The following is an 18,464-nucleotide window of genomic DNA, read 5'->3' on the forward strand; positions in this document are numbered from 1 at the left end:
CGGTCGGTGCGTGGACGTCCTCGCCGACCTGCTGATGCGCGCCCACGCCCGCGGCGCCGTCGTCGCGCACACGTCGGCGGCCGCGCCCTGGGGCCTCGAGGTGGACGTACCGTCCCCCCTCATCGTCCACGCCGTCCTCGAGGGGGAGGTCTGGCTCACCCGCGACGGCGCGCCCCCGGTGCGCGGCCTGCCCGGCGACCTCCTGCTGCTGACGGCCCGCGGGCCGCACCGGCTGTCGTCCGACGGGGCCGCGGCGGAGGCGGTGCCGGTGGCCGAGGCGACCGCCCGCTGGGGCGAGGGGCGCCGGGTGACCATCCCGGGGGACGGACCGGCGGCCCGGCTCATCTGCGGGGCGTACACCTTCGAGGGCGCGCTCTGCGACCAGCTGCTCGCCGTCCTGCCGGCGGTCGTGCACCTCCCGGCGGGGTCGCTCGCCGACGCCGACGGGCTGCGGGCGGCCCTCCGCCTGCTGGCCCTGGAGCTCCGGAACGGCGACCCGGGGCAGCAGACCGTCCTCGACCGGATGCTGGACGTCGTGCTCGTGCTGGGGCTGCGGGCGTGGTTCGCGCGGCCCGGGGCGGAGGCGCCCGCCTGGTACCGCGCCCTCGCGGACCCCGAGGTCGGCCGCGCGTTGCGCCTCATGCACGAGCACCCGGAGCGGGCGTGGAGCGTCGCAGGGCTGGCGGCCGAGGTCGGCCTGTCGCGCGCGGCGTTCGCGCGGCGCTTCACCACCCTCGTGGGGGTGCCCCCCCTCGGCTACCTGACCGGGTGGCGCATGGAGCTCGCCGCCGACCTGCTGGCCACCTCCCGCCTGCCGCTCTCCGGCGTGGCGGCGCGCGTCGGCTACCGCAGCGAGTTCGCCCTCTCCGCCGCCTTCCGGCGCACGTACGGGGAGCCGCCCGGCGCGCACCGCCGCCGCGCGTGGAGCGCCGCGCCGGGCTGAGTCAGCGCGTGCCGCCGGCGAGGGGGCGGGCGATCAGGCCGAGCTCGCGGGCGCGGGCGACGGCCTCCTCGCGCGTCGCGACCCCGAGCTTGCGGTACACCGCCCGGATCTGGGTCTTGACGGTGTTGTGCGACACGTAGAGGTCGGCGGCGATCTCCCGCATCGACCCGTCGCCGGTGAGGCGGCGCAGGACGGCGAGCTCCCGGTCGGTGAGGGGCTCGCCCGCCGCGGTCGCCGCCGGCCGGTCGGCACCGAGGCCCTCCTCGACGCGGCGGGCGATGCGCATGATGTGGTCCGCCCCGATCGCCCCGTCGAGCAGTGCCCTCACCTCGTCCAGGTCGGCGCGGGCGCGGGCGGCGTCGCCCGCCGCGGCGGCGACCTCGGCTCGGACGGTGATGGCGTGGGCGGTCTCGGTCGACGAGCGGCCCCGCCGGGCGAGGCTCACGGCCCGGTCGGCCTCCTCGCGCGCCGCGCCGTGCTCGCCGCGGTGGGCGAGCGCCTGCGCCAGCGCGGCGTGCGCGCCGGCGGCGTGGGGGTACTCGGCGTGCCGTTCCTCGGCGGCCATGTCGATCGCCTCGCGCGCCCGGCGTTCGGCGGCCGCGACGTCGCCCCGCTCGAGGTCGTCCGAGGCGAGGTGGCAGAGCGCGACGACGGTGACCGCGCGGGCCCCCGCCGCGGTGCCGACGGCGATGCACTCCTCGAGGACGCCGTACGCCTCGTCGAGCGCGTCGGTGGAGTGGAGGGAGATGCCGAGCGCGAGGCAGGCCACCGCCCGCGTCCACGGGTCGCCGCCCTCGCTGAGCTCCATCGCGCGCCGGCCCGTGGCGACCCCGTGGAGGGCGTCGCCGCCGAGCAGGGCGACCAGGGAGCGGCCGGCGGCGAGCAGCGCGGCGGTGTCCCCGGGCACGCCGGGGGCGTCCGGCCGGGCGGCGGCGGCCTCGGCCGCGTCGAGCCATGGGGCGGCGGCGTCGCCGCGCCCCAGGTTGATCGCGATGAGCGCCTCCGCGAGGCAGAGGCGGGGGTCGGCGCGCACGCGGGAGGCGGGCAGCAGCCCGAGCCAGCGCTGGGTGGTGGCGGTCCACCCGCTGCGCTCGTACCCCGCCCAGTGCGCGGCGATCAGGTCGGCGGCGTGGTCGAGGTCGCCCGCGGCGGCGGCGTGGTGGACGGCCTCGTCGACCTCCCCGGCGGCGAGGTGCCACGCGCCGGCCCGCCGGTGCAGGGCGGCGACGCCGCCGGGGTCGGTGACCATCAGCTCGTGGCGCAGCAGCTCGCCGAACAGGTGGTGGTAGCGGTACCACTCGCGGCGGCTGTCGAGCGGCACGAGGAAGAGGTTGGAGCGCTCCAGCTCGGCCAGCACCTGCGCCGACCCGCTCGTGCCGGCCACGGCGTCGCAGAGGGGTCCGCTGAGGCGTCCGAGGACCGACGTGCGCATGAGGAAGTCCCGCCGCGCGGGCGGCTGGCCCTCGAGCACCTCGGACGCCAGGTAGTCGACGACCATGCGGTCGTCGCCCGCGAACGCGTCGATGAACCCGGCGGCGTCGTCGCGGCCGCGCAGGGACAGGCCGGCGAGGTAGAGGCCGGCGGCCCACCCCTCGGTGCGGGCGCGGAGGCTCTCGACGGCGTCGTCGCCGAGGTCGGCGCCCGTCGCGTCGCGCAGGAGGCGCGCGGCCTCGGGGGCGCTGAAGCGGAGGTCGTCGGCCCGGATCTCCGCCAGGTCGCCCCGTGCGCGTAGACGGCCGAGGCCGATCGGCGGATCGGTGCGGGTCGTGAGGACGATGCGCAGCGTGTCCGGGAGGCGGGGCACGAGGAACGCGAGGGACGCGTTGATGCCCGGCTCGGTGATCACGTGGTAGTCGTCGAGGGCGATCACGGTGCGCCGCGGGGCGCCGGCGACGGCGTTGATGAGCTCCGACAACCCGACCTCCCGGGTGTCGTCCTCGCCCGAGAGCGCCCCGACGGCCTGGGCGTCGAGGGTGACGCCGGCGCGGGCGAGGGCCTCGGAGAGGTAGCGCCAGAAACGGGCGGGGTCGTTGTCGGAGGGGTCGAGGGCCACCCAGGCCGTCGGCAGGTCGACCGTCCCGAGCCAGTCGCCGACGAGGGTGGTCTTGCCCCAGCCGGCGGCGGCGCTGATCACGGTGAGCCGGTGGGCGTCGACCGCGGCCCCGAGCCGGGCGACCAGGTCGGCGCGCGGGACGAGACCGGCCCGCCGGTCCGGCGGCCGCAGCTTGGTCTCGATGAGCGGGGGTCCGGCGACGGTGGTCATCGGTCCCGATATTGACGCGCGGCGCGGACGATCGGTCAAGGGACCCCGCGCGCCGTCACCGCCGCCGAACGCCCGCGCCGCACGGGTACACTCCCCGGTCGTGTCGGGGGCCAGCTTCCAGGACGTCATCGCGCGCCTCTCCGGCTACTGGGCGGACCAGGGCTGCCTGGTCACGACGCCGTACCACACGGAGGTCGGCGCGGGCACGTTCAACCCGTTCACGCTGCTCCGCTCCCTCGGCCCGGAGCCGTGGCGGGTGGCGTACGTCGAGCCGTCGATCCGCCCGACCGACGGCCGCTACGGCGAGAACCCGTTCCGCCTGCAGCACTACTTCCAGTACCAGGTGCTCCTGAAGCCGTCGCCGGACGACGTGCAGGACCTGTACCTCGAGTCGCTCCGCGCCCTCGGCATCCGCCCGGAGGAGCACGACATCCGCTTCGTCGAGGACGACTGGGAGGGCCCGACCCTCGGCGCGTGGGGCCTCGGGTGGGAGGTGTGGATGGACGGGATGGAGATCACCCAGTTCACCTACTTCCAGCAGGCCGGCGGCATCGACCTGACGCCGATCTCGGTCGAGCTGACCTACGGCCTCGAGCGGATCGCGATGTACCTCCAGGACGTCCGCTCGGTGTACGACCTGGAGTGGGGCCACGGCATCACCTACGGGCAGCTCTACCAGCGCAACGAGGCCCAGTGGAGCCGGTACAACTTCGAGGTCGCCGACACGGCCGCCCTGTTCGACGCGTTCGCGCGCCACGAGGCGGAGTGCGGGCGGTGCCTCGAGGAGGGGCTGGTGCTGCCGGCCTACGACCAGGTGCTGAAGTGCAGCCACGCCTTCAACCTGCTCGACGCCCGCGGCGTCGTCAGCGTCACCGAGCGCGGCGCCTACATCTGGCGGGTGCGGGCGCTCGCCGCCCGGTGCGCCCGGGCCTACCTCGAGCTGGTCGCGCCCGCCGCGGAGGAGCCCGCGGATGCCTGACCTGCTGCTCGAGATCGGCTGCGAGGAGCTCCCCTCCAGCGCGTGCCGCGAGATCGTGGAGCAGGCCCCCGGACTCGTCGCGGCCGCGGTCGAGGCCCTCGGCCTGGACGCGCCCGCGTCGATCGAGGTGTCCGTCGCGCCCCGCCGCTTCGCCGTCGTCGCGCACGGCCTCCCGGCCGAGCTGGCGGCCCGCACCCGCACCGTCCGGGGGCCCGCCGCCCGCGCCGCCTTCGGCGCCGACGGGGCCCCGACGAAGGCCGCGGAGGGCTTCGCCCGCGGCCAGGGTGTCGCCGTCGCCGACCTCGTGGTCCGCGAGATCGACGGCCGTGAGTTCGTGGTGGCGGAGCTGAGCTCCGAGGGGCGGCCGGTCGACGAGCTCGTCCCGGACATCGCCGCCCGGCTCGTCGACGGCCTGCGCTTCTCGAAGACGATGCGCTGGGGCGACGGGACCGGCCTCCGGTTCTCCCGGCCGGTGCGGTGGATCGTGGCGAAGCTCGACGAGCGGACGATCCCCTTCGACCTGCACGGCCTGCGCGCGGGCGACGTCAGCCAGGGGCACCGCTTCCTCGGCGGCCCCACCGTGATCGGGGCGCCCGGCGACTACGCCGCGGCGCTCGAGGCCGTCGGCGTGATCGCGAGCCACGACGCCCGCCGCGCGGAGATCGTCGCGGGCCTCGACGAGGCGGCGCGCGCGGTGGGCGGCACGTGGAGCGACCCCGGCGGCAAGATGGAGGAGGTCGTCTTCCTCGTCGAGCGCCCGAGCGTCATCACCGGCGCGTTCCACGAGCGCCACCTGCGCCTGCCCGCGCGGGTGCTCGTGACCGCGATGCAGGGGCACCAGCGCTACTTCCCCCTCGAGGACGGCTCCGGCGGCCTGCTCCCGGCGTTCCTCGCCGTCTCGAACGGCGACCCGGCGCACGCCGACGTGATCACCCGCGGGAACGAGGGCGTCCTCGACGCCCGCCTCCAGGACGCCGAGTTCTCGTTCGACAAGGACCTCGAGGCCGGGCTCGACGACCTCGACGCGCGGCTCGACGCGATCGTGTTCCACAAGCGCCTCGGCACCATGGCGCAGAAGCGCGCGCGCCTCGTCGCGGGCGTCGCCGAGCTGGCCGCGGCCGTCGGCGCGGACGACGCCGTCCGCGCGCAGGCCGAGCACGCCGCCCGGCTCGCCAAGGTCGACCAGGGGGCCGTGCTCGTCGCGGAGTTCTCGGAGCTGCAGGGGTACGTCGCGGCCGAGTACGCCCGTCGCGCCGGCATCGACGACGCCGTCGCGACCGCGGTCGAGGAGCAGTACCTGCCCGAGGGCGCCGACTCGCCGGTGCCGGGCAGCGCCGCGGGGGCCCTGCTGGCCGCCGCCGAGCGGGTCGACAACCTCGCCGGCGCGTTCGCGGTCGACGAGGCGCCGACGGGCTCGAAGGACCCCTACGGGCTGCGCCGCGCCGCCCTCGGGCTGATCCGCATCGCGCTCGACCGCGGCTGGGACGCCGACCTGCGCCTGCTCGTCGCCGCTGCGCACGGGCGCCTCGCCGACCAGGGCGCCGACCTCGTCCTCGACCGCGAGCGGACGGTGGACGCGGTCGACGCCTTCCTCGGCGACCGCCTGGTCTACGTCCTCGGCCGCGAGGGCGTGGGGGCGGAGGCGGTCGCGGCGGCGATCGGCGCCGGCCTCGGCGGCCCGGCGATCACCGCGGAGTGGGCGCGCGCGCTCGACGCCGCGCGCGACGGCGACGACTTCCGCGCCGCGTGGACGGCGAGCACCCGCCTCGTGCGCCTCGCCCGCAAGGGCCCCGACGCCGGCACCCCGGAGGCCCCGCCCGACGACGACCCAGGTGAGGCCGCGCTGCGCGACGCCGTCGCCGCGGCGCGCCCGCGCGTCGAGGGGGCCCGCGCCGCGCGCGACCCCGGGGCCGCGCTGGCCGCCGCCGCCGAGCTCGCGGGGGCCGTCGACCGCTTCTTCGTCGACGTGCTCGTCAACGCCGAGGACCCCGGCGTGCGGGCGCGCAGGTACGGGTTGATCCGGGACGCGTCCCGGGTCCTCTCGGGGGTCGCGGACTTCGACCGGGTGACCGACGTGGGAGGCTGATCGGGTGGGGACCACCGGGGTGATCACCAAGCGGGTGTACGACTTCTCCGAGGGTGGTCGCGAGATGCGCGACCTGCTCGGCGGGAAGGGCGCGAACGTCGCCGAGATGACCCGGCTCGGGCTGCCGGTCCCCAAGGGCTTCACCATCACCACCGAGACCTGCATCGAGTACCTGCGGGGCGGGCACGCCTTCCCGCTCGGGCTGACCCGCGAGGTCACGGCCCACCTGGAGGCGCTCGAGCAGGCCGTCGGCAAGCGCCTCGGCGACGCCGAGAACCCCCTGCTGGTGTCGGTGCGCAGCGGCGCCAAGTTCTCGATGCCGGGGATGATGGACACCGTCCTCAACCTCGGCCTGAACGACATCAGCGTCGAGGGGCTCGCCGCCCGCACCGGCAACCCCCGGTTCGCGTACGACTCGTACCGCCGCTTCATCCAGATGTTCGGCGACGTCGTCGCCGAGGTCCCGAAGGAGCACTTCGAGCGGGCGCTGAACCAGATGAAGCACCGGCGCCGGGTGGAGCAGGACGTCGACCTGACGGCCGCCGACCTGACGAGCCTCGTCGAGATCTTCAAGGACATCTACCGCGAGCACCGGGGCGAGGCGTTCCCGCAGGATCCCCGCGCCCAGCTCGACGCCGCGATCCGCGCGGTCTTCGAGTCGTGGGACAACCGGCGGGCCCGCGACTACCGCCGCCTGAACCGCATCGACCACGACCTCGGCACCGCCGTCAACGTGCAGCAGATGGTGTTCGGCAACACGGGCCCGAACTCGGGCACCGGCGTCGCGTTCACCCGCAACAACGTGACGGGGGAGAAGGGGGAGCCCTTCGGCGACTTCCTCATCAACGCCCAGGGCGAGGACGTCGTCGCCGGCATCCGCACCCCGCGGCCGCTGGTCGAGCTGAGGGACGAGATCCCCGAGGCCTACGACCAGCTGATCCGCACGATGGACCACCTCGAGCAGACGTACCGGAACATGCAGGACGTCGAGTTCACCATCGAGGACGGCGCGCTCTACATGCTGCAGACCCGCAACGGCAAGCGCAGCGCGCAGGCCATGGTGCGGATCGCGGTGGACCTCGTGGCCGAGGGCGTCCTCTCCGAGCAGGAGGCCCTGACGTCGCTGGTCGAGCCGGACCAGGTACGCCAGCTCCTGCTGCCCCAGCTCGACCTGGAGCGCGCGTCGACCCCCCTCGCGAAGGGCGTGAACGCGTCCCCGGGGGCCGCCGTCGGCGCCGTCGTCTTCACCGCCGACGAGGCGGAGCGGCTCGGCAAGGCCGGCGAGCAGGTGGTCCTCGTCCGCGACGAGACCACCCCCGACGACTTCCACGGGATGATCGAGGCGCAGGGCATCCTCACCGCCCGCGGCGGCAAGACGAGCCACGCCGCGATCGTCGCCGTCGGGATGGGCAAGCCCGCCGTCTGTGGCGTCACCGCCATCCGCTTCGGTGACGACGGCACCATGCGGATCGGGTCCGAGACCTTCCGCGAGGGCGACCGCATCACCATCGACGGGACCACCGGCACCGTCTTCGCGGGCGACGCTCCGCTCGTGCCCCCGGACCCGGACAACCCGTTCCTGCAGACGATCCTCGAGTGGGCGGACCGCGCCCGCACGATGGCGGTGCGCGCGAACGCCGACACCCCCGACGACGCCGCGCGCGCCCGCGCCTTCGGGGCGGAGGGGATCGGCCTCTGCCGCACCGAGCACATGTTCCAGGGGGACGACCGCCTGCCGATCGTGCAGAGCATGATCATGGCCGAGGACGCCGCCGACCGGGTCCCGTACCTCGACCAGCTCCGCGTCTTCCAGACGAGCGACTTCGAGGGGATCTTCCGGGCGATGGCGGGCCTGCCCGTCACGATCCGGCTGCTCGACCCGCCGCTCCACGAGTTCCTGCCGAGCCTGATCGAGCTGTCGGAGCGCGTCGCGGTCGCGAAGGCGACGGGGCGGACCGACCCGGAGGCCGTCGAGCAGCTCGCCGTGGTGCAGCAGCTCCACGAGGTCAACCCGATGCTCGGCACCCGCGGCTGCCGCCTCGGCATCGAGTGGCCCGACGTCTACCGCATGCAGGTCGCGGCGATCATGACCGCGGCGTGCACGATCAAGCGCGAGACGGGGGCCGCTCCGATCGTCGAGATCATGATCCCGCTCGTCGGCTTCGAGGAGGAGCTGCGGATCATGCGGGCCCAGGTGATCGAGGTCGCCGAGATCGTGCTGCTGGAGCAGCGGATGGCCGTCGAGTACGCGGTGGGGACGATGATCGAGCTGCCCCGGGCCGCCCTGCGCGCCGCGCAGATCGCCCGCGAGGCCGACTTCTTCTCGTTCGGCACCAACGACCTGACGCAGACCACCCTCGGGTTCAGCCGCGACGACGCCGAGAACAAGTTCCTGACGCACTACCTGCAGAACAACGTGATCACGTTCAACCCGTTCGAGACGATCGACCAGGACGGCGTGGGGCGGCTGATCGCGATCGCGGTGGAGGAGTCCCGCGCCGAGAAGCCCGGCATCAAGCTCGGGATCTGCGGCGAGCACGGCGGCGACCCGGCGTCGGTGATGTTCTTCCACGGCGCGGGCCTCGACTACGTCTCGTGCTCTCCGTTCCGCGTCCAGACCGCCCGCATCGCGGCGGCGCGCGCGGCGCTCGGGGCGTAGCGGTGGCCGAGGACGCGCGGTACGAGCTCGCCGGCCTCGGCGACCTGCTGGCGATGATCGTCGAGGGGTGGCGGGTCTCGCGGATGCACTTCGCGGACCGGGCGACCCCGGGGGGTCCCGCCGCCGCCTACTTCGCGCTGACCCGGGGGCCGGGGGAGTCCCGCGGCGTCTACGTCCCCGACGACGGCCGGGCGTTCTCCCACCGCGCCCTGGTGGAGCTGTTCCGGGAGAGCCCGGAGATCTGGAAGCACCGCTCGCCGGGCACGATGCCGGCGCCGGGCGCTGACCCGCCCGAGGGGACCGACGTCTGGGGGGAGGTGCCGGAGCCGTTCCCGGACGCCCTCGCGCTGGTGCCGTCGACGCTCCGCGAGGTGGTGCCCGTCAACCAGATCCAGTCGGCGGGCGGTCTCGACGTCGCGCTGGTCGCCCTGGAGCGCCACGACGGGGGCGCGCGCATCCGCTACATCTGCCACGCCGCCGACGGCCGGCGCCGCTCCGAGGTGTGCATGCTCGACGTCCTCGCGGTCGACGACGCCGGGCGTCGGTACCGGACCGCGTGCGTCGAGGGGAGCCCCGAGGGCGGGCGCCTCGAGGGCGCCCTGCTCCTGGCGCCGGCGGTCCCGCAGGCGGTGCAGCGGCTCACGGTCACCGTCGGGACGATCTGGGGGGACGGCGAGGGCGCCCGCCAGACCTCGGGTCCGTGGGTGTTCCCGATCCCGCTCGGCGGGCGGTGAGACGGCGGCCGTGATCGCCCGCGAGCCGCCGCTCGGGCCCCGCGCCGCGCGCGCGGACCTCGCCGGGCGTGCCCGGCCGGAGGAGCCGGACCCGCTTCGCACCGCGTTCCAGCGGGACCGCGACCGGATCCTCCACACCACCTCGTTCCGGCGGCTGAAGCACAAGACGCAGGTCTTCGTCGCCCCCGCCGGCGACCACTACCGCACGCGCCTGACGCACACCCTCGAGGTGTCGGCCGTCGCCCGCACCGTCGCCCGGGCCCTCGCGCTGAACGAGGACCTCGTGGAGGCGATCGCGATGGGCCACGACCTCGGGCACGCGCCGTTCGGCCACGCGGGGGAGGCGGCCCTCGACGCGATCCTGCAGGAGCAGCACGGCCTGCGCTTCGAGCACAACGTCCAGAGCCTGCGGGTCGTCGACGTCCTGGAGCGCGGCGGGGGCGGGCTGAACCTGACCGACGCGGTCCGCGACGGGATCCTCCACCACACCGGCTCCGGCCGTCCCGCGACGCTCGAGGGCCAGATCGTGCGGCTGCTCGACCGGATCGCGTACGTGAACCACGACATCGAGGACGCCCTCCGCGCCGGGATCCTCGCGCCCGGCGACCTGCCGGCCGACGAGGTCGCCGTGCTCGGGTCGACGACGTCGGAGCGGCTCACCACGCTCGTCGCGGACTGTGTCGACGCGAGCCGCGACTCCGACGAGATCCGGCAGTCCGCCGAGATCGGCCAGGCGTTCCTGCGCCTGCGGAGGTTCATGTTCCAGAACGTCTACCTCGCGTCCCCGGCGCGGGACGAGGCCGACCGCGCGCGGGGCGTCGTCCGCGCCCTCTTCACGTGGTACCTGGAGCACCCCGAGGCCCTCCCGCCCGCCGCCGAGGCCGACCCGGTGCGCCGCGTGACCGACTTCGTCGCCGGCATGACCGACCGGTACGCCCTGCGCCGGTACCGCGAGGCGTTCGAGCCCCAGGAGGGCCCCCTCTAGCGTCCCGCATGGTTGCTCCGGCGCCGCGGCGGGGACGATCTCCCCCGAGGGGCATCGACACCGACCCGCGAGGAGGCCCGAATGGGGATCGACGACCTGGTGAACACGGCGAAGGACCTGGCCGGGAAGGGCAGGGAGCTGGCCGGCGACGTGACGGAGAAGGCGAAGGACGTCGGATCCCGCGTCGCCGAGGACGCCCGCGAGGTGAAGGACATCGCGACGGGCGACGGGTCCATCCAGGACAAGGCGAAGGCGGCGGTCGAGGCCGTCAGGGACGGCGGGGGCCCGGACGAGCCCGGCGCCCCGACCGTGCCCGACCCCGGGGCGGGCCCGGACCTGCCGGGGCCGCCCGCCTGAGGCGGGCGCGACGCCTCCCGCGACCCGGTGCGCCGGGTCGCGGGAGGACGACGACCGGCGGCCGGGCCGGCCGACGCGCGGTCAGTCGGCGGTGACGACCCCCACCGGGCAGGTGACGCCGGTGCCGCCCAGGCCGCAGTAGCCGTTCGGCACCTTCGCGAGGTACTGCTGGTGGTAGTCCTCGGCGTAGTAGAAGTCCGGCGCGTCGAGGATCTCGGTCGTGATGGCCCCGAGCCCGGCGTCGGCGAGGCGCTGCTCGTAGGCGTCGCGGGTGGCCTCCGCCACGGCCCGCTGCTGCGGGGAGTACACGTAGATCCCGGAGCGGTACTGGGTGCCGACGTCGTTGCCCTGCCGCATCCCCTGGGTGGGGTCGTGGTTCTCCCAGAAGGCCTTCAGGATCTCCTCGTAGGAGATGACGGCGGGGTCGAAGACGACCCGCACGACCTCGTTGTGGCCGGTCCGCGCGGAGCAGACCTCCTCGTACGTCGGGTTCGGGGTGTAGCCGCCGGCGTACCCCACGGCGGTGGTGTAGACGCCGTCGAGCGTCCAGAAGACCCGCTCGGCGCCCCAGAAGCAGCCGAGGCCGACGAGCGCGAGCTCGGTCGTCTCCGGGAACGGGGGCGTGATCGGCGTGCCCAGCACGAAGTGCCGCGCGGTGACGGGCATCTCCTGGTCGCGGCCGGGCAGGGCGTCCTCGGGCGCCACCATCTGCGCCTTCATGCGTGAGAAGAGACCCATCGACGTTCCTCCCTGTTCGAGACCCGTGTCCGAGCATAGGACGGGTGTGCGTGCCGCGCCCCGTATCCTGTCGGGTCTGTCCGCGACCCGACCCATCCCATGCCGCTGATCGCGCCCCAGAGCGTCGAGGCCGTGCGCCAGGGCGCCGACCTCGTCGAGCTCGTGCGCGGGCGGGTCGAGCTCGCCCGCCGCGGGGGCCGGTGGTGGGGGAGGTGTCCGTTCCACGAGGAGCGGTCCCCGTCGTTCAGCCTGCTGCCGCCCGACTTCCGGCGCTACTACTGCCACGGCTGCGGCGTCACGGGCGACGCCATCACGTGGATGCGCGAGCAGGAGGGCGCCGCGACGTTCGGCGAGGCGATCCAGCAGCTCGCGGAGCGCTTCGGCATCCCCATCTCCTTCGAGGAGGAGAGCCCCCAGGACGCCGCGCGGCGCAAGGCCACCGACCGGCGGCGGACGCTGCTGGGCCGGGCGGCGGCCTTCTACGCCGAGTACCTGTGGCGTGCCGACGAGGCGGCCCCGGCGCGCGAGTACCTCGCCGGGCGCGGGTTCGCGGAGGACCTCGTCCGCCGACTCGGCGTCGGGTACGCCCCGGGGGGCGGCGCGGTGCTGGCGGGGCGCGCCCAGAAGGAGGGCTTCACCCGCGACGAGCTGGTCGACGCGGGCCTCGCCCGGCGCCGCGGGGGCCAGGTCGCCGACTTCTTCCAGTCGCGGATCATGTTCCCGATCGGGGACAGCCAGGGGAGGGTCCAGGGCTTCGGCGGGCGGACCCTCGACCCGGCGGAGCGCGCGAAGTACGTCAACTCCCCCGAGGGGCCCCAGTTCAGCAAGCGCACCCTCCTGTTCAACCTCGCCGCGGCGCGCGTGGCCGCCACGCGCGCGGGCTACTTTGTGGTGGTGGAGGGCTACACCGACGTGATGGGCCTCGCCGCCGCCGGCATCGACGCGGCGGTCGCCTGCATGGGCACGTCGCTGACGACCGACCAGATCCGCCTCCTCCGACGGTGGGCGCCGGAGGTCAAGCTCTGCTTCGACGCGGACGCCGCGGGGGAGCAGGCGGCCTGGCGGAGCGTCGAGGCCGGGGCCGACGTGAACCTGTCGTGGTCGGCGGTGCAACTGCCGAAGGGACGGGATCCGGGCGACCTGGCGGGCGATCCGGCCGGTCTGGAGGCACTGGCCCGGGCCGTCGAGGGCTCCGAACCTCTGGTAACTTCCCTGATCCGCTCACGAATCTCCCGAGCGGGAAGCTCCCTCCGGGAGAAGGAATCGGCCCTCGAGGCCATCGCCGAGCTCCTGCGGCGGTTCCCCGACTCGGTGGAGAAGGACGAGGGGGTTCGCGTGACTGCTGGCCTGCTTCAGTTGTCCCAGGGCTTGGAGGAGCGGCTCCGTCGGTCGTCCCGGCGGGAGGCCCCGGTCGACACCGTCCTGCCCCGCCGGACGACGTCCCCCGCGGAGATCCGCGAGCGCCGCTTCCTGGCGATGGCCGTCGCCCTGCCCGGGCCCGCCGCCCGCTACGTCGAGGGGATGCCCGTGGAGGCGTTCCAGGTCGAGGGGCACCGTCGCGCGTTCGGCCTGATCCGCGCCGGCGACGTCGACATCGACGGGTGGCCCGACGACCTGCAGGAGATCGCCCTCGCCCTGCGCCTCGAGCTGTCGGAGGCCGCGCCCTCCGAGGCGGAGCTGCGGGAGGCCGCCTACCGGGTGGAGCTGCCGATGCTGGAGCGCCGGGTCGCCGAGCTGAGGAGCGCCGGTGACGAGGCGGGGATGCTCCAGGCGCTGGACCTCACCCGGAGGGTACGCGCCGCCCTCCGGGCGGAGCGATGAGCACGGGCGTGTCGATCACCGGGCTGGAGGAGGTCCGGGAGCTGATCGACGAGGGGCGGGAGCTCGGCGCCGTGCCCCTGAGCCGCATCGCCGACGTGGTCGAGGCGGCCGACCTCTCCGAGGAGCAGCAGGAGCGTCTGCTGCAGGTCCTCGCCGAGATGAACATCGAGGTGCTGGGGGAGGGGGTCGAGCCCGCCGGACCCGCCGGCGTCGCCCCGCGCCTCGACCTCAGCGTCAAGGCGAACTCGAGCGACCCCGTCCGGATGTACCTCCGCGAGATCGGCCGGGTGCCGCTGCTGACGGCGGCCCAGGAGGTCTCGCTCGCGAAGCGGATCGAGCGCCGCGACATGGCGGCCAAGGCGACGCTCATCGAGGCGAACCTGCGGCTCGTGGTGTCGGTCGCGAAGCGCTACGTCGGCCGCGGGCTGGCGTTCCTCGACCTGATCCAGGAGGGCAACCTCGGCCTGATCCGCGCGGTCGAGAAGTTCGACTACCGCAAGGGCTACAAGTTCTCGACGTACGCGACGTGGTGGATCCGCCAGGCGATCACCCGCGCCATCGCCGACCAGGCACGCACCATCCGGGTGCCGGTGCACATGGTGGAGACGATCAACCGCCTCTCCCGCGTGCAGCGCCAGCTCCTCCAGGACCTCGGCCGCGAGCCGACGACGGAGGAGGTCGCCCGCGAGCTGGAGGTCACGCCGGAGCGGGTCCGGGAGATCCAGAAGGTCGCCCAGGAGCCGGTGTCGCTGGAGACGCCCGTGGGCGAGGACGAGGACTCCGAGCTCGGCGACCTGATCGAGGACTCCGCCATCCAGAGCCCCGCCGACGCCGTCGCCCTGACGCTGCGCAGCGAGGAGCTCGAGGGCATCCTCGGCCAGCTCACCCACCGGGAGCGCAAGGTGCTGGAGCTGCGCTTCGGCCTGCGGGGCGAGGAGCCGCGCACGCTGGAGGAGGTCGGGCAGCGGTTCGGCGTCACCCGCGAGCGCATCCGCCAGATCGAGGCGAAGACCCTCACGAAGCTCCAGGCCTACCGCGACACCCAGCGCCTCCGGGAGTTCCTGGACTAGTCCCCGGTCGCGGCGTCCGGCCCGTCCGGCCGGGCGATCAGGGCGACGGCCTCGGCGCGGCGGGTGGCGCCACCCATCGTGATGGTGCAGCGCGCCGCGAGGGCGAGGGCGTCGCCGGTCCCCTCGGGGCGGCGGGGGGCGGGGCCGATCCACGCGATCCGGGGGGCGGGGCCGAGCATGGCGGCGCGCTGCGCCCAGATCAGGAGGCGCGCCAGGGCGAGGGCCCCGGCGCTGACGCCCTCCGCCCGGCCCCGCGACGACACGTAGGCGCGGTGCGCCGCGATGCAGGCGGCCAGCGACAGGGCGTCGGGGGCTCCCTCGTGGTCGAGGTCGAGGGCGGTGAGCACGGCGTCGGCGGCGGGGTCGTCGCCGTCGCGGGGCCGGGTGAGGGCCGGCGCGAGGGTCGTGAGCTGGGGACGGAGGGCGATGCCGAGGGCGTCGGCCGCCTGGCGCAGGCCCGGCTCGAGCGCGCCGATCAGCTCCGAGTGGGCGTCGGTGAGGCGGAGACCCACTCGGAGCCGTGCGCGCGGGGTGTCGCTAGACGGTGGGCGGGGGCGCGACCTCGGCCTCGCCGGCGGGCGGGGCCTCGGTGAAGACGAACTCGTCCGGTTCGCCGCCGAGCCGGTCCTTGACCAGCCAGTAGGCGAGTCCACCGAGGGCGAGCAACAGGAGGAGCTTCTTCATGTGGTCTCCGTTCCGGGCGGTTCGACGAGCGGATGCCAACCGTATCGCATGACCGTCAGCCCCCCGAGACCCTCAGGAGCACCTTCCCGACGTTCGCGTCGTCGCCGACCATGCGGTGGGCCTCGGCGGCGCGCTCCAGCGGGAGGACGGCGTGGACGACGGGGCGTAGCCGCCCGTCGGCGAGGCGGGGGACCCCCCACGCCGCGAAGTCGGCGGCGAGGTCGGCCTTCTCGCGCGGCGTCCGGGCGCGGACGGTGCTCCCGTACACGGTGGCCTGCTTGGAGAGCAGCGCCGACAGGTCGACCTGCGCGACGCGGCCGCCGACGAGGCCGACGAGCGAGATGCGCCCGAGCCGCGCGAGCGCCCGGACGTTCTCGTCCCAGTAGGAGGCCCCGACCAGGTCGAGCACGACGTCGGCGCCGTGGCCGGCGGTCGCGGCGAGGACGGCGTCGGCGAAGCGGCCGTCCCCGGCGACGACCGGCTCCCCCCCGAGCGCGACGACGGCGTCGGCCTTCGCGGCGGACCGGACGGTCCCGATGCGGCGGGCGCCGAGCTCGTGGGCGACCTGCAGGGCGGCGGTCCCGACGCCGCTGGCGGCGGCGTGCACCAGCAGGACCTCCCCCTCGGCGAGGCCGGTGAGGCGGCGCAGCGACTGCCACGCGGTGAGGAACACCTCGGGGACGGCGGCGGCGTCCACGAGGTCCATGCCCGCGGGGACCGGCATGAGCTGGCCCGCCGGCACCGCGACCTGCTCGGCGTAGCCCCCGCCGCCCAGGAGGGCCATCGCGCGGTCGCCGGGCGCCCACCCCGTGACCCCCGGACCGACCTCCGTGACGGTGCCGGACGCCTCGAGCCCGAGGATCTCGCTCGCCCCCGGCGGGGGCGGGTAGTGGCCCTCGCGCTGCATCAGGTCGGCCCGGTTGACGGCGGTGGCGGCGACCTCCAGCACCACCTCGCCCTCGCCGGCCCGCGGGTCGGGGGCCTCCCCGAGCCGCATGACCTCCGGCCCGCCGGCGCCGTCGAGCACGATCGCCCTCATCGCCCCGTCCTCCGTTCGCGCATCCGGCCGAGCACCACGCCCGCCACGGCGCCGACGGCGGCCCCGGCGGCGACGGCGAGCTCCGACTCCACGGCGAGGCCCACGACGGTGCCGAGCGCGAGGCCGATGCCGGCCCCGTAGGAGACCCAGGCCATCCGCCGCACCGACCGCGCGTCGCTCACCGCGGCACCGCGGCGCGGATGAGGCCGGCGCAGGCGTCGGGGGCGTCCCAGAAGAGCGCGTGTCCGGCGTCGATGGTCGTGACCTCGAGGCGGTCGCCCAGGTCGCGTCGCAGCGCCTCCCGCAGGGCGTCGCTCACGTAGTCGGCGCGGCCGGCGACGGCCAGCGCGACCCGGCCCGGGTACCCGGCGAGGGACGGGGCGGGACGCGCCATCTCGCTCCACGCCGTCACCGACGCGGGGCGGCTGAACGCGAAGCGGACGCGGCCGTCGGGACCCTCGACCAGGAAGTCGTCGAGGTCCTCGTCGACGGTGTCGCGGCTGTGCGGCGGCCGCAGGGCCGCGCGCGCCTCCCGGGCCTCCTCCCGCGTCGCCCAGCCCTCGTCGCGCCGGGCGTCCTCGGCCTCGCGCGCCGCCCGGGCCGGGTCGAGCGCGCCGGCGGGGTCGAGGAGCACGAGCCCCGCGACGCGCGCGGGCGCCGTGGCGGCGAGGTGCAGGGCGATCACGCCGCCGAAGGAGTGGCCGACGACCGTCGCCGCGTCGATGCCGGCGGCGTCGAGCGTGTCGACGAGGTCGGCGACGTGCCGCTCGAGGCTCCACGGCGGGTCCCACGTCGACCGGGCGTGGCCCCGCAGGTCCGGCGCGAGGACCCGCAGGTCGGCGAGGTGCTCCTGCGCCAGCCGGCGGTACCGCGCGCCGGTGTTCGTCACGCCGTGCGCAACCAGGACGGGCGGGGCCCCGTCGGGTCCCCACGCGTGGACGTGCAGCGCGCTCACGGGGCGCATCCTCTCACCCGGCGCGGCCGGGAGCCCGGCTCAGCGGCGGATGCGGGCGTTCTTCGCGACGCAGAAGTTGCTGATCCCGAGCGGGGCCTTCGTGAAGGTGCGGCCGCGGAACGGCCAGACGCGCCACACGTAGCAGGCGCCGCGGGCCAGCACCGGGGTGCGCAGGCGCTGGGCGCGGGGGAAGACCGAGCGCACCTTGCGCAGCGGCACGGCGTCGGAGGTCGCGCCGGCGCGGGGGGTGCCGACACGGAAGATCTGGACGTTGTAGACGGTGGTGCCCGCGGGTCCCCGGGTCCAGCTCAGCATGGGGCGCCGGTCCTTCACGACGGCCGCCTTGCGGGGCCGCAGCTTGGTGGTGCGCAGCGAGGGGAGGGCGAGGGTCGTCACGGCGGGGGCGCGCGGCGTGGCGGCGGGGGTGGTCGCCGGGGTGACGGGGGTGCGCGTCGTGGCGGGCGTCGCCGTCGGCGTCGGCACCGGTGCGGGGATGACGGTGACGGGGAAGAGGGCGGCGGGGCCGGCGTTGCCGGCCCGGTCGATCTGGACGACGCGGACCGCGAACCCGCCGGCGGGCAGTCCGGCGATGTCGGCGCGCGTGTCGGTCGTCTCGACGGGTGCCCGCACGATCCCCGCGGCGGGGTCGACGCCGCCGGTGACGCTCCAGGCGAACCGTGCGCCCGTCTCCTGCCCGGTCCACGACACCCCGAACGGCGTCTCCGACGAGACGGCGGGCGGTCCGAGCACGCGCACCACGCCGGGGGCGGTGCGGTCGATGGTGAACCGGCGGGTCACGGACTCCGCGTTGCCGCCGCGCCCCTGGACGACGGTGAAGACGTGGTCGCCCTCGCTGAACTCCTTCTGGAGGGTGACGGTGAACGGGCCCTCGGGGTTGCGGACGGTCGCGAACTCGCCGTTCGTGGCCGCCCACGTCACGCTTGACGCATCCGCGTCCGGCGTGACGACGTAGCTCGGGGCCGTGTTCCAGGCGTCGCCGTCGGTGCCCGAGACGGCGGGGGCGCCCGTCGCGACGGCGGGCAGCACGAGGGCGCCGCCCGTCAGAACGCAGGCGGCGGCCCACAACCGGCTCGGCCTGCGGGCGCCCGTCATCCCGCGACCTTAGCGCCGCGCGGCCCGCGCGCCCAATC

Annotated in this window: 17 protein-coding genes; 9 read left to right on the forward strand and 8 right to left on the reverse strand. The window is 75.5% G+C overall.

The window, feature by feature from the left end; all coding sequences use genetic code 11:
* Positions 1 to 10: 10 nt before the first annotated feature.
* Entirely contained in the window at positions 11 to 943 is a 933-nt protein-coding gene (locus IU369_RS09305; protein WP_217924295.1) for an AraC family transcriptional regulator, read from the forward strand.
* Between the two features lies 1 nt (position 944).
* Here the strand turns inward: IU369_RS09305 and IU369_RS09310 are convergent, their stop codons facing one another.
* Positions 945 to 3,206, reverse strand: coding sequence for a winged helix-turn-helix domain-containing protein (locus IU369_RS09310; RefSeq protein ID WP_217924296.1), 2,262 nt, complete (start codon positions 3,204 to 3,206; stop codon positions 945 to 947).
* Between the two features lie 100 nt (positions 3,207 to 3,306).
* On the opposite strand from IU369_RS09310, the gene IU369_RS09315 reads away from it, so the two are divergent.
* The 6 genes from IU369_RS09315 (at position 3,307) to IU369_RS09340 (ending at position 11,006) form a co-directional block, all read left to right on the forward strand.
* Positions 3,307 to 4,185 carry a glycine--tRNA ligase subunit alpha gene (locus tag IU369_RS09315; protein ID WP_246551403.1) on the forward strand — a complete coding sequence of 293 codons (879 nt, stop codon included), beginning with the start codon at positions 3,307 to 3,309 and terminating at the stop codon, positions 4,183 to 4,185.
* A complete protein-coding gene (gene glyS / locus IU369_RS09320; RefSeq protein ID WP_217924298.1) occupies positions 4,178 to 6,271 on the forward strand; it encodes a glycine--tRNA ligase subunit beta in 2,094 nt (697 codons plus the stop codon). The genes IU369_RS09315 and glyS overlap by 8 nt, the downstream gene beginning before the upstream one ends.
* Positions 6,272 to 6,275: 4 nt before the next feature.
* A complete protein-coding gene (gene ppdK / locus IU369_RS09325) occupies positions 6,276 to 8,930 on the forward strand; it encodes a pyruvate, phosphate dikinase (protein ID WP_246551405.1) in 2,655 nt (884 codons plus the stop codon).
* 2 nt (positions 8,931 to 8,932) lie between these two features.
* A complete protein-coding gene (locus IU369_RS09330; RefSeq protein ID WP_217924299.1) occupies positions 8,933 to 9,664 on the forward strand; it encodes a hypothetical protein in 732 nt (243 codons plus the stop codon).
* Positions 9,665 to 9,674: 10 nt separating this feature from the next.
* Positions 9,675 to 10,649, forward strand: a complete 975-nt coding sequence (locus tag IU369_RS09335; protein WP_217924300.1) for a deoxyguanosinetriphosphate triphosphohydrolase — start codon at positions 9,675 to 9,677, stop codon at positions 10,647 to 10,649.
* Between the two features lie 81 nt (positions 10,650 to 10,730).
* The gene (locus IU369_RS09340; RefSeq protein WP_217924301.1) at positions 10,731 to 11,006 is read left to right on the forward strand and encodes a hypothetical protein; all 276 of its coding nucleotides are present in this window, start codon (positions 10,731 to 10,733) and stop codon (positions 11,004 to 11,006) included.
* An 81-nt stretch (positions 11,007 to 11,087) separates the two neighbouring features.
* Here IU369_RS09340 and msrA read toward each other — a convergent pair whose 3' ends face one another.
* Complete coding sequence (gene msrA / locus IU369_RS09345; protein ID WP_217924302.1) at positions 11,088 to 11,744, reverse strand: peptide-methionine (S)-S-oxide reductase MsrA; 657 nt, start codon at positions 11,742 to 11,744, stop codon at positions 11,088 to 11,090.
* Between the two features lie 99 nt (positions 11,745 to 11,843).
* On the opposite strand from msrA, the gene dnaG reads away from it, so the two are divergent.
* Positions 11,844 to 13,565, forward strand: coding sequence for a DNA primase (dnaG, locus tag IU369_RS09350; protein ID WP_217924303.1), 1,722 nt, complete (start codon positions 11,844 to 11,846; stop codon positions 13,563 to 13,565).
* Positions 13,562 to 14,635 (forward strand): RNA polymerase sigma factor RpoD, encoded by a 1,074-nt coding sequence (gene rpoD, locus IU369_RS09355; RefSeq protein ID WP_217924304.1) that lies wholly within the window; start codon positions 13,562 to 13,564, stop codon positions 14,633 to 14,635. Before dnaG ends, rpoD begins: the two co-directional genes overlap by 4 nt.
* Here rpoD and IU369_RS09360 read toward each other — a convergent pair.
* The 6 genes from IU369_RS09360 to IU369_RS09385 are packed head-to-tail and all read right to left on the reverse strand — an operon-like array spanning position 14,632 to position 18,426.
* On the reverse strand, positions 14,632 to 15,147 hold the full coding sequence (locus IU369_RS09360) for a hypothetical protein (protein WP_217924305.1): 516 nt from the start codon (positions 15,145 to 15,147) through the stop codon (positions 14,632 to 14,634). The two genes, rpoD and IU369_RS09360, sit on opposite strands and share 4 nt — an antisense overlap.
* A gap of 25 nt (positions 15,148 to 15,172) precedes the next feature.
* The gene (locus IU369_RS09365; RefSeq protein WP_217924306.1) at positions 15,173 to 15,319 is read right to left on the reverse strand and encodes a hypothetical protein; all 147 of its coding nucleotides are present in this window, start codon (positions 15,317 to 15,319) and stop codon (positions 15,173 to 15,175) included.
* A gap of 55 nt (positions 15,320 to 15,374) precedes the next feature.
* The gene (locus tag IU369_RS09370) at positions 15,375 to 16,358 is read right to left on the reverse strand and encodes an NAD(P)H-quinone oxidoreductase (RefSeq protein WP_217924307.1); all 984 of its coding nucleotides are present in this window, start codon (positions 16,356 to 16,358) and stop codon (positions 15,375 to 15,377) included.
* Complete coding sequence (locus IU369_RS09375; protein WP_217924308.1) at positions 16,355 to 16,540, reverse strand: hypothetical protein; 186 nt, start codon at positions 16,538 to 16,540, stop codon at positions 16,355 to 16,357. Before IU369_RS09375 ends, IU369_RS09370 begins: the two co-directional genes overlap by 4 nt.
* On the reverse strand, positions 16,537 to 17,313 hold the full coding sequence (locus tag IU369_RS09380) for an alpha/beta fold hydrolase (RefSeq protein ID WP_217924309.1): 777 nt from the start codon (positions 17,311 to 17,313) through the stop codon (positions 16,537 to 16,539). The genes IU369_RS09375 and IU369_RS09380 overlap by 4 nt, the downstream gene beginning before the upstream one ends.
* A gap of 39 nt (positions 17,314 to 17,352) precedes the next feature.
* Positions 17,353 to 18,426 carry a hypothetical protein gene (locus tag IU369_RS09385; RefSeq protein ID WP_217924310.1) on the reverse strand — a complete coding sequence of 358 codons (1,074 nt, stop codon included), beginning with the start codon at positions 18,424 to 18,426 and terminating at the stop codon, positions 17,353 to 17,355.
* Positions 18,427 to 18,464: the final 38 nt, after the last annotated feature.

This window comes from Miltoncostaea oceani, assembly GCF_018141545.1.
Taxonomy (GTDB): Bacteria; Actinomycetota; Thermoleophilia; order Miltoncostaeales; family Miltoncostaeaceae; genus Miltoncostaea; species Miltoncostaea oceani.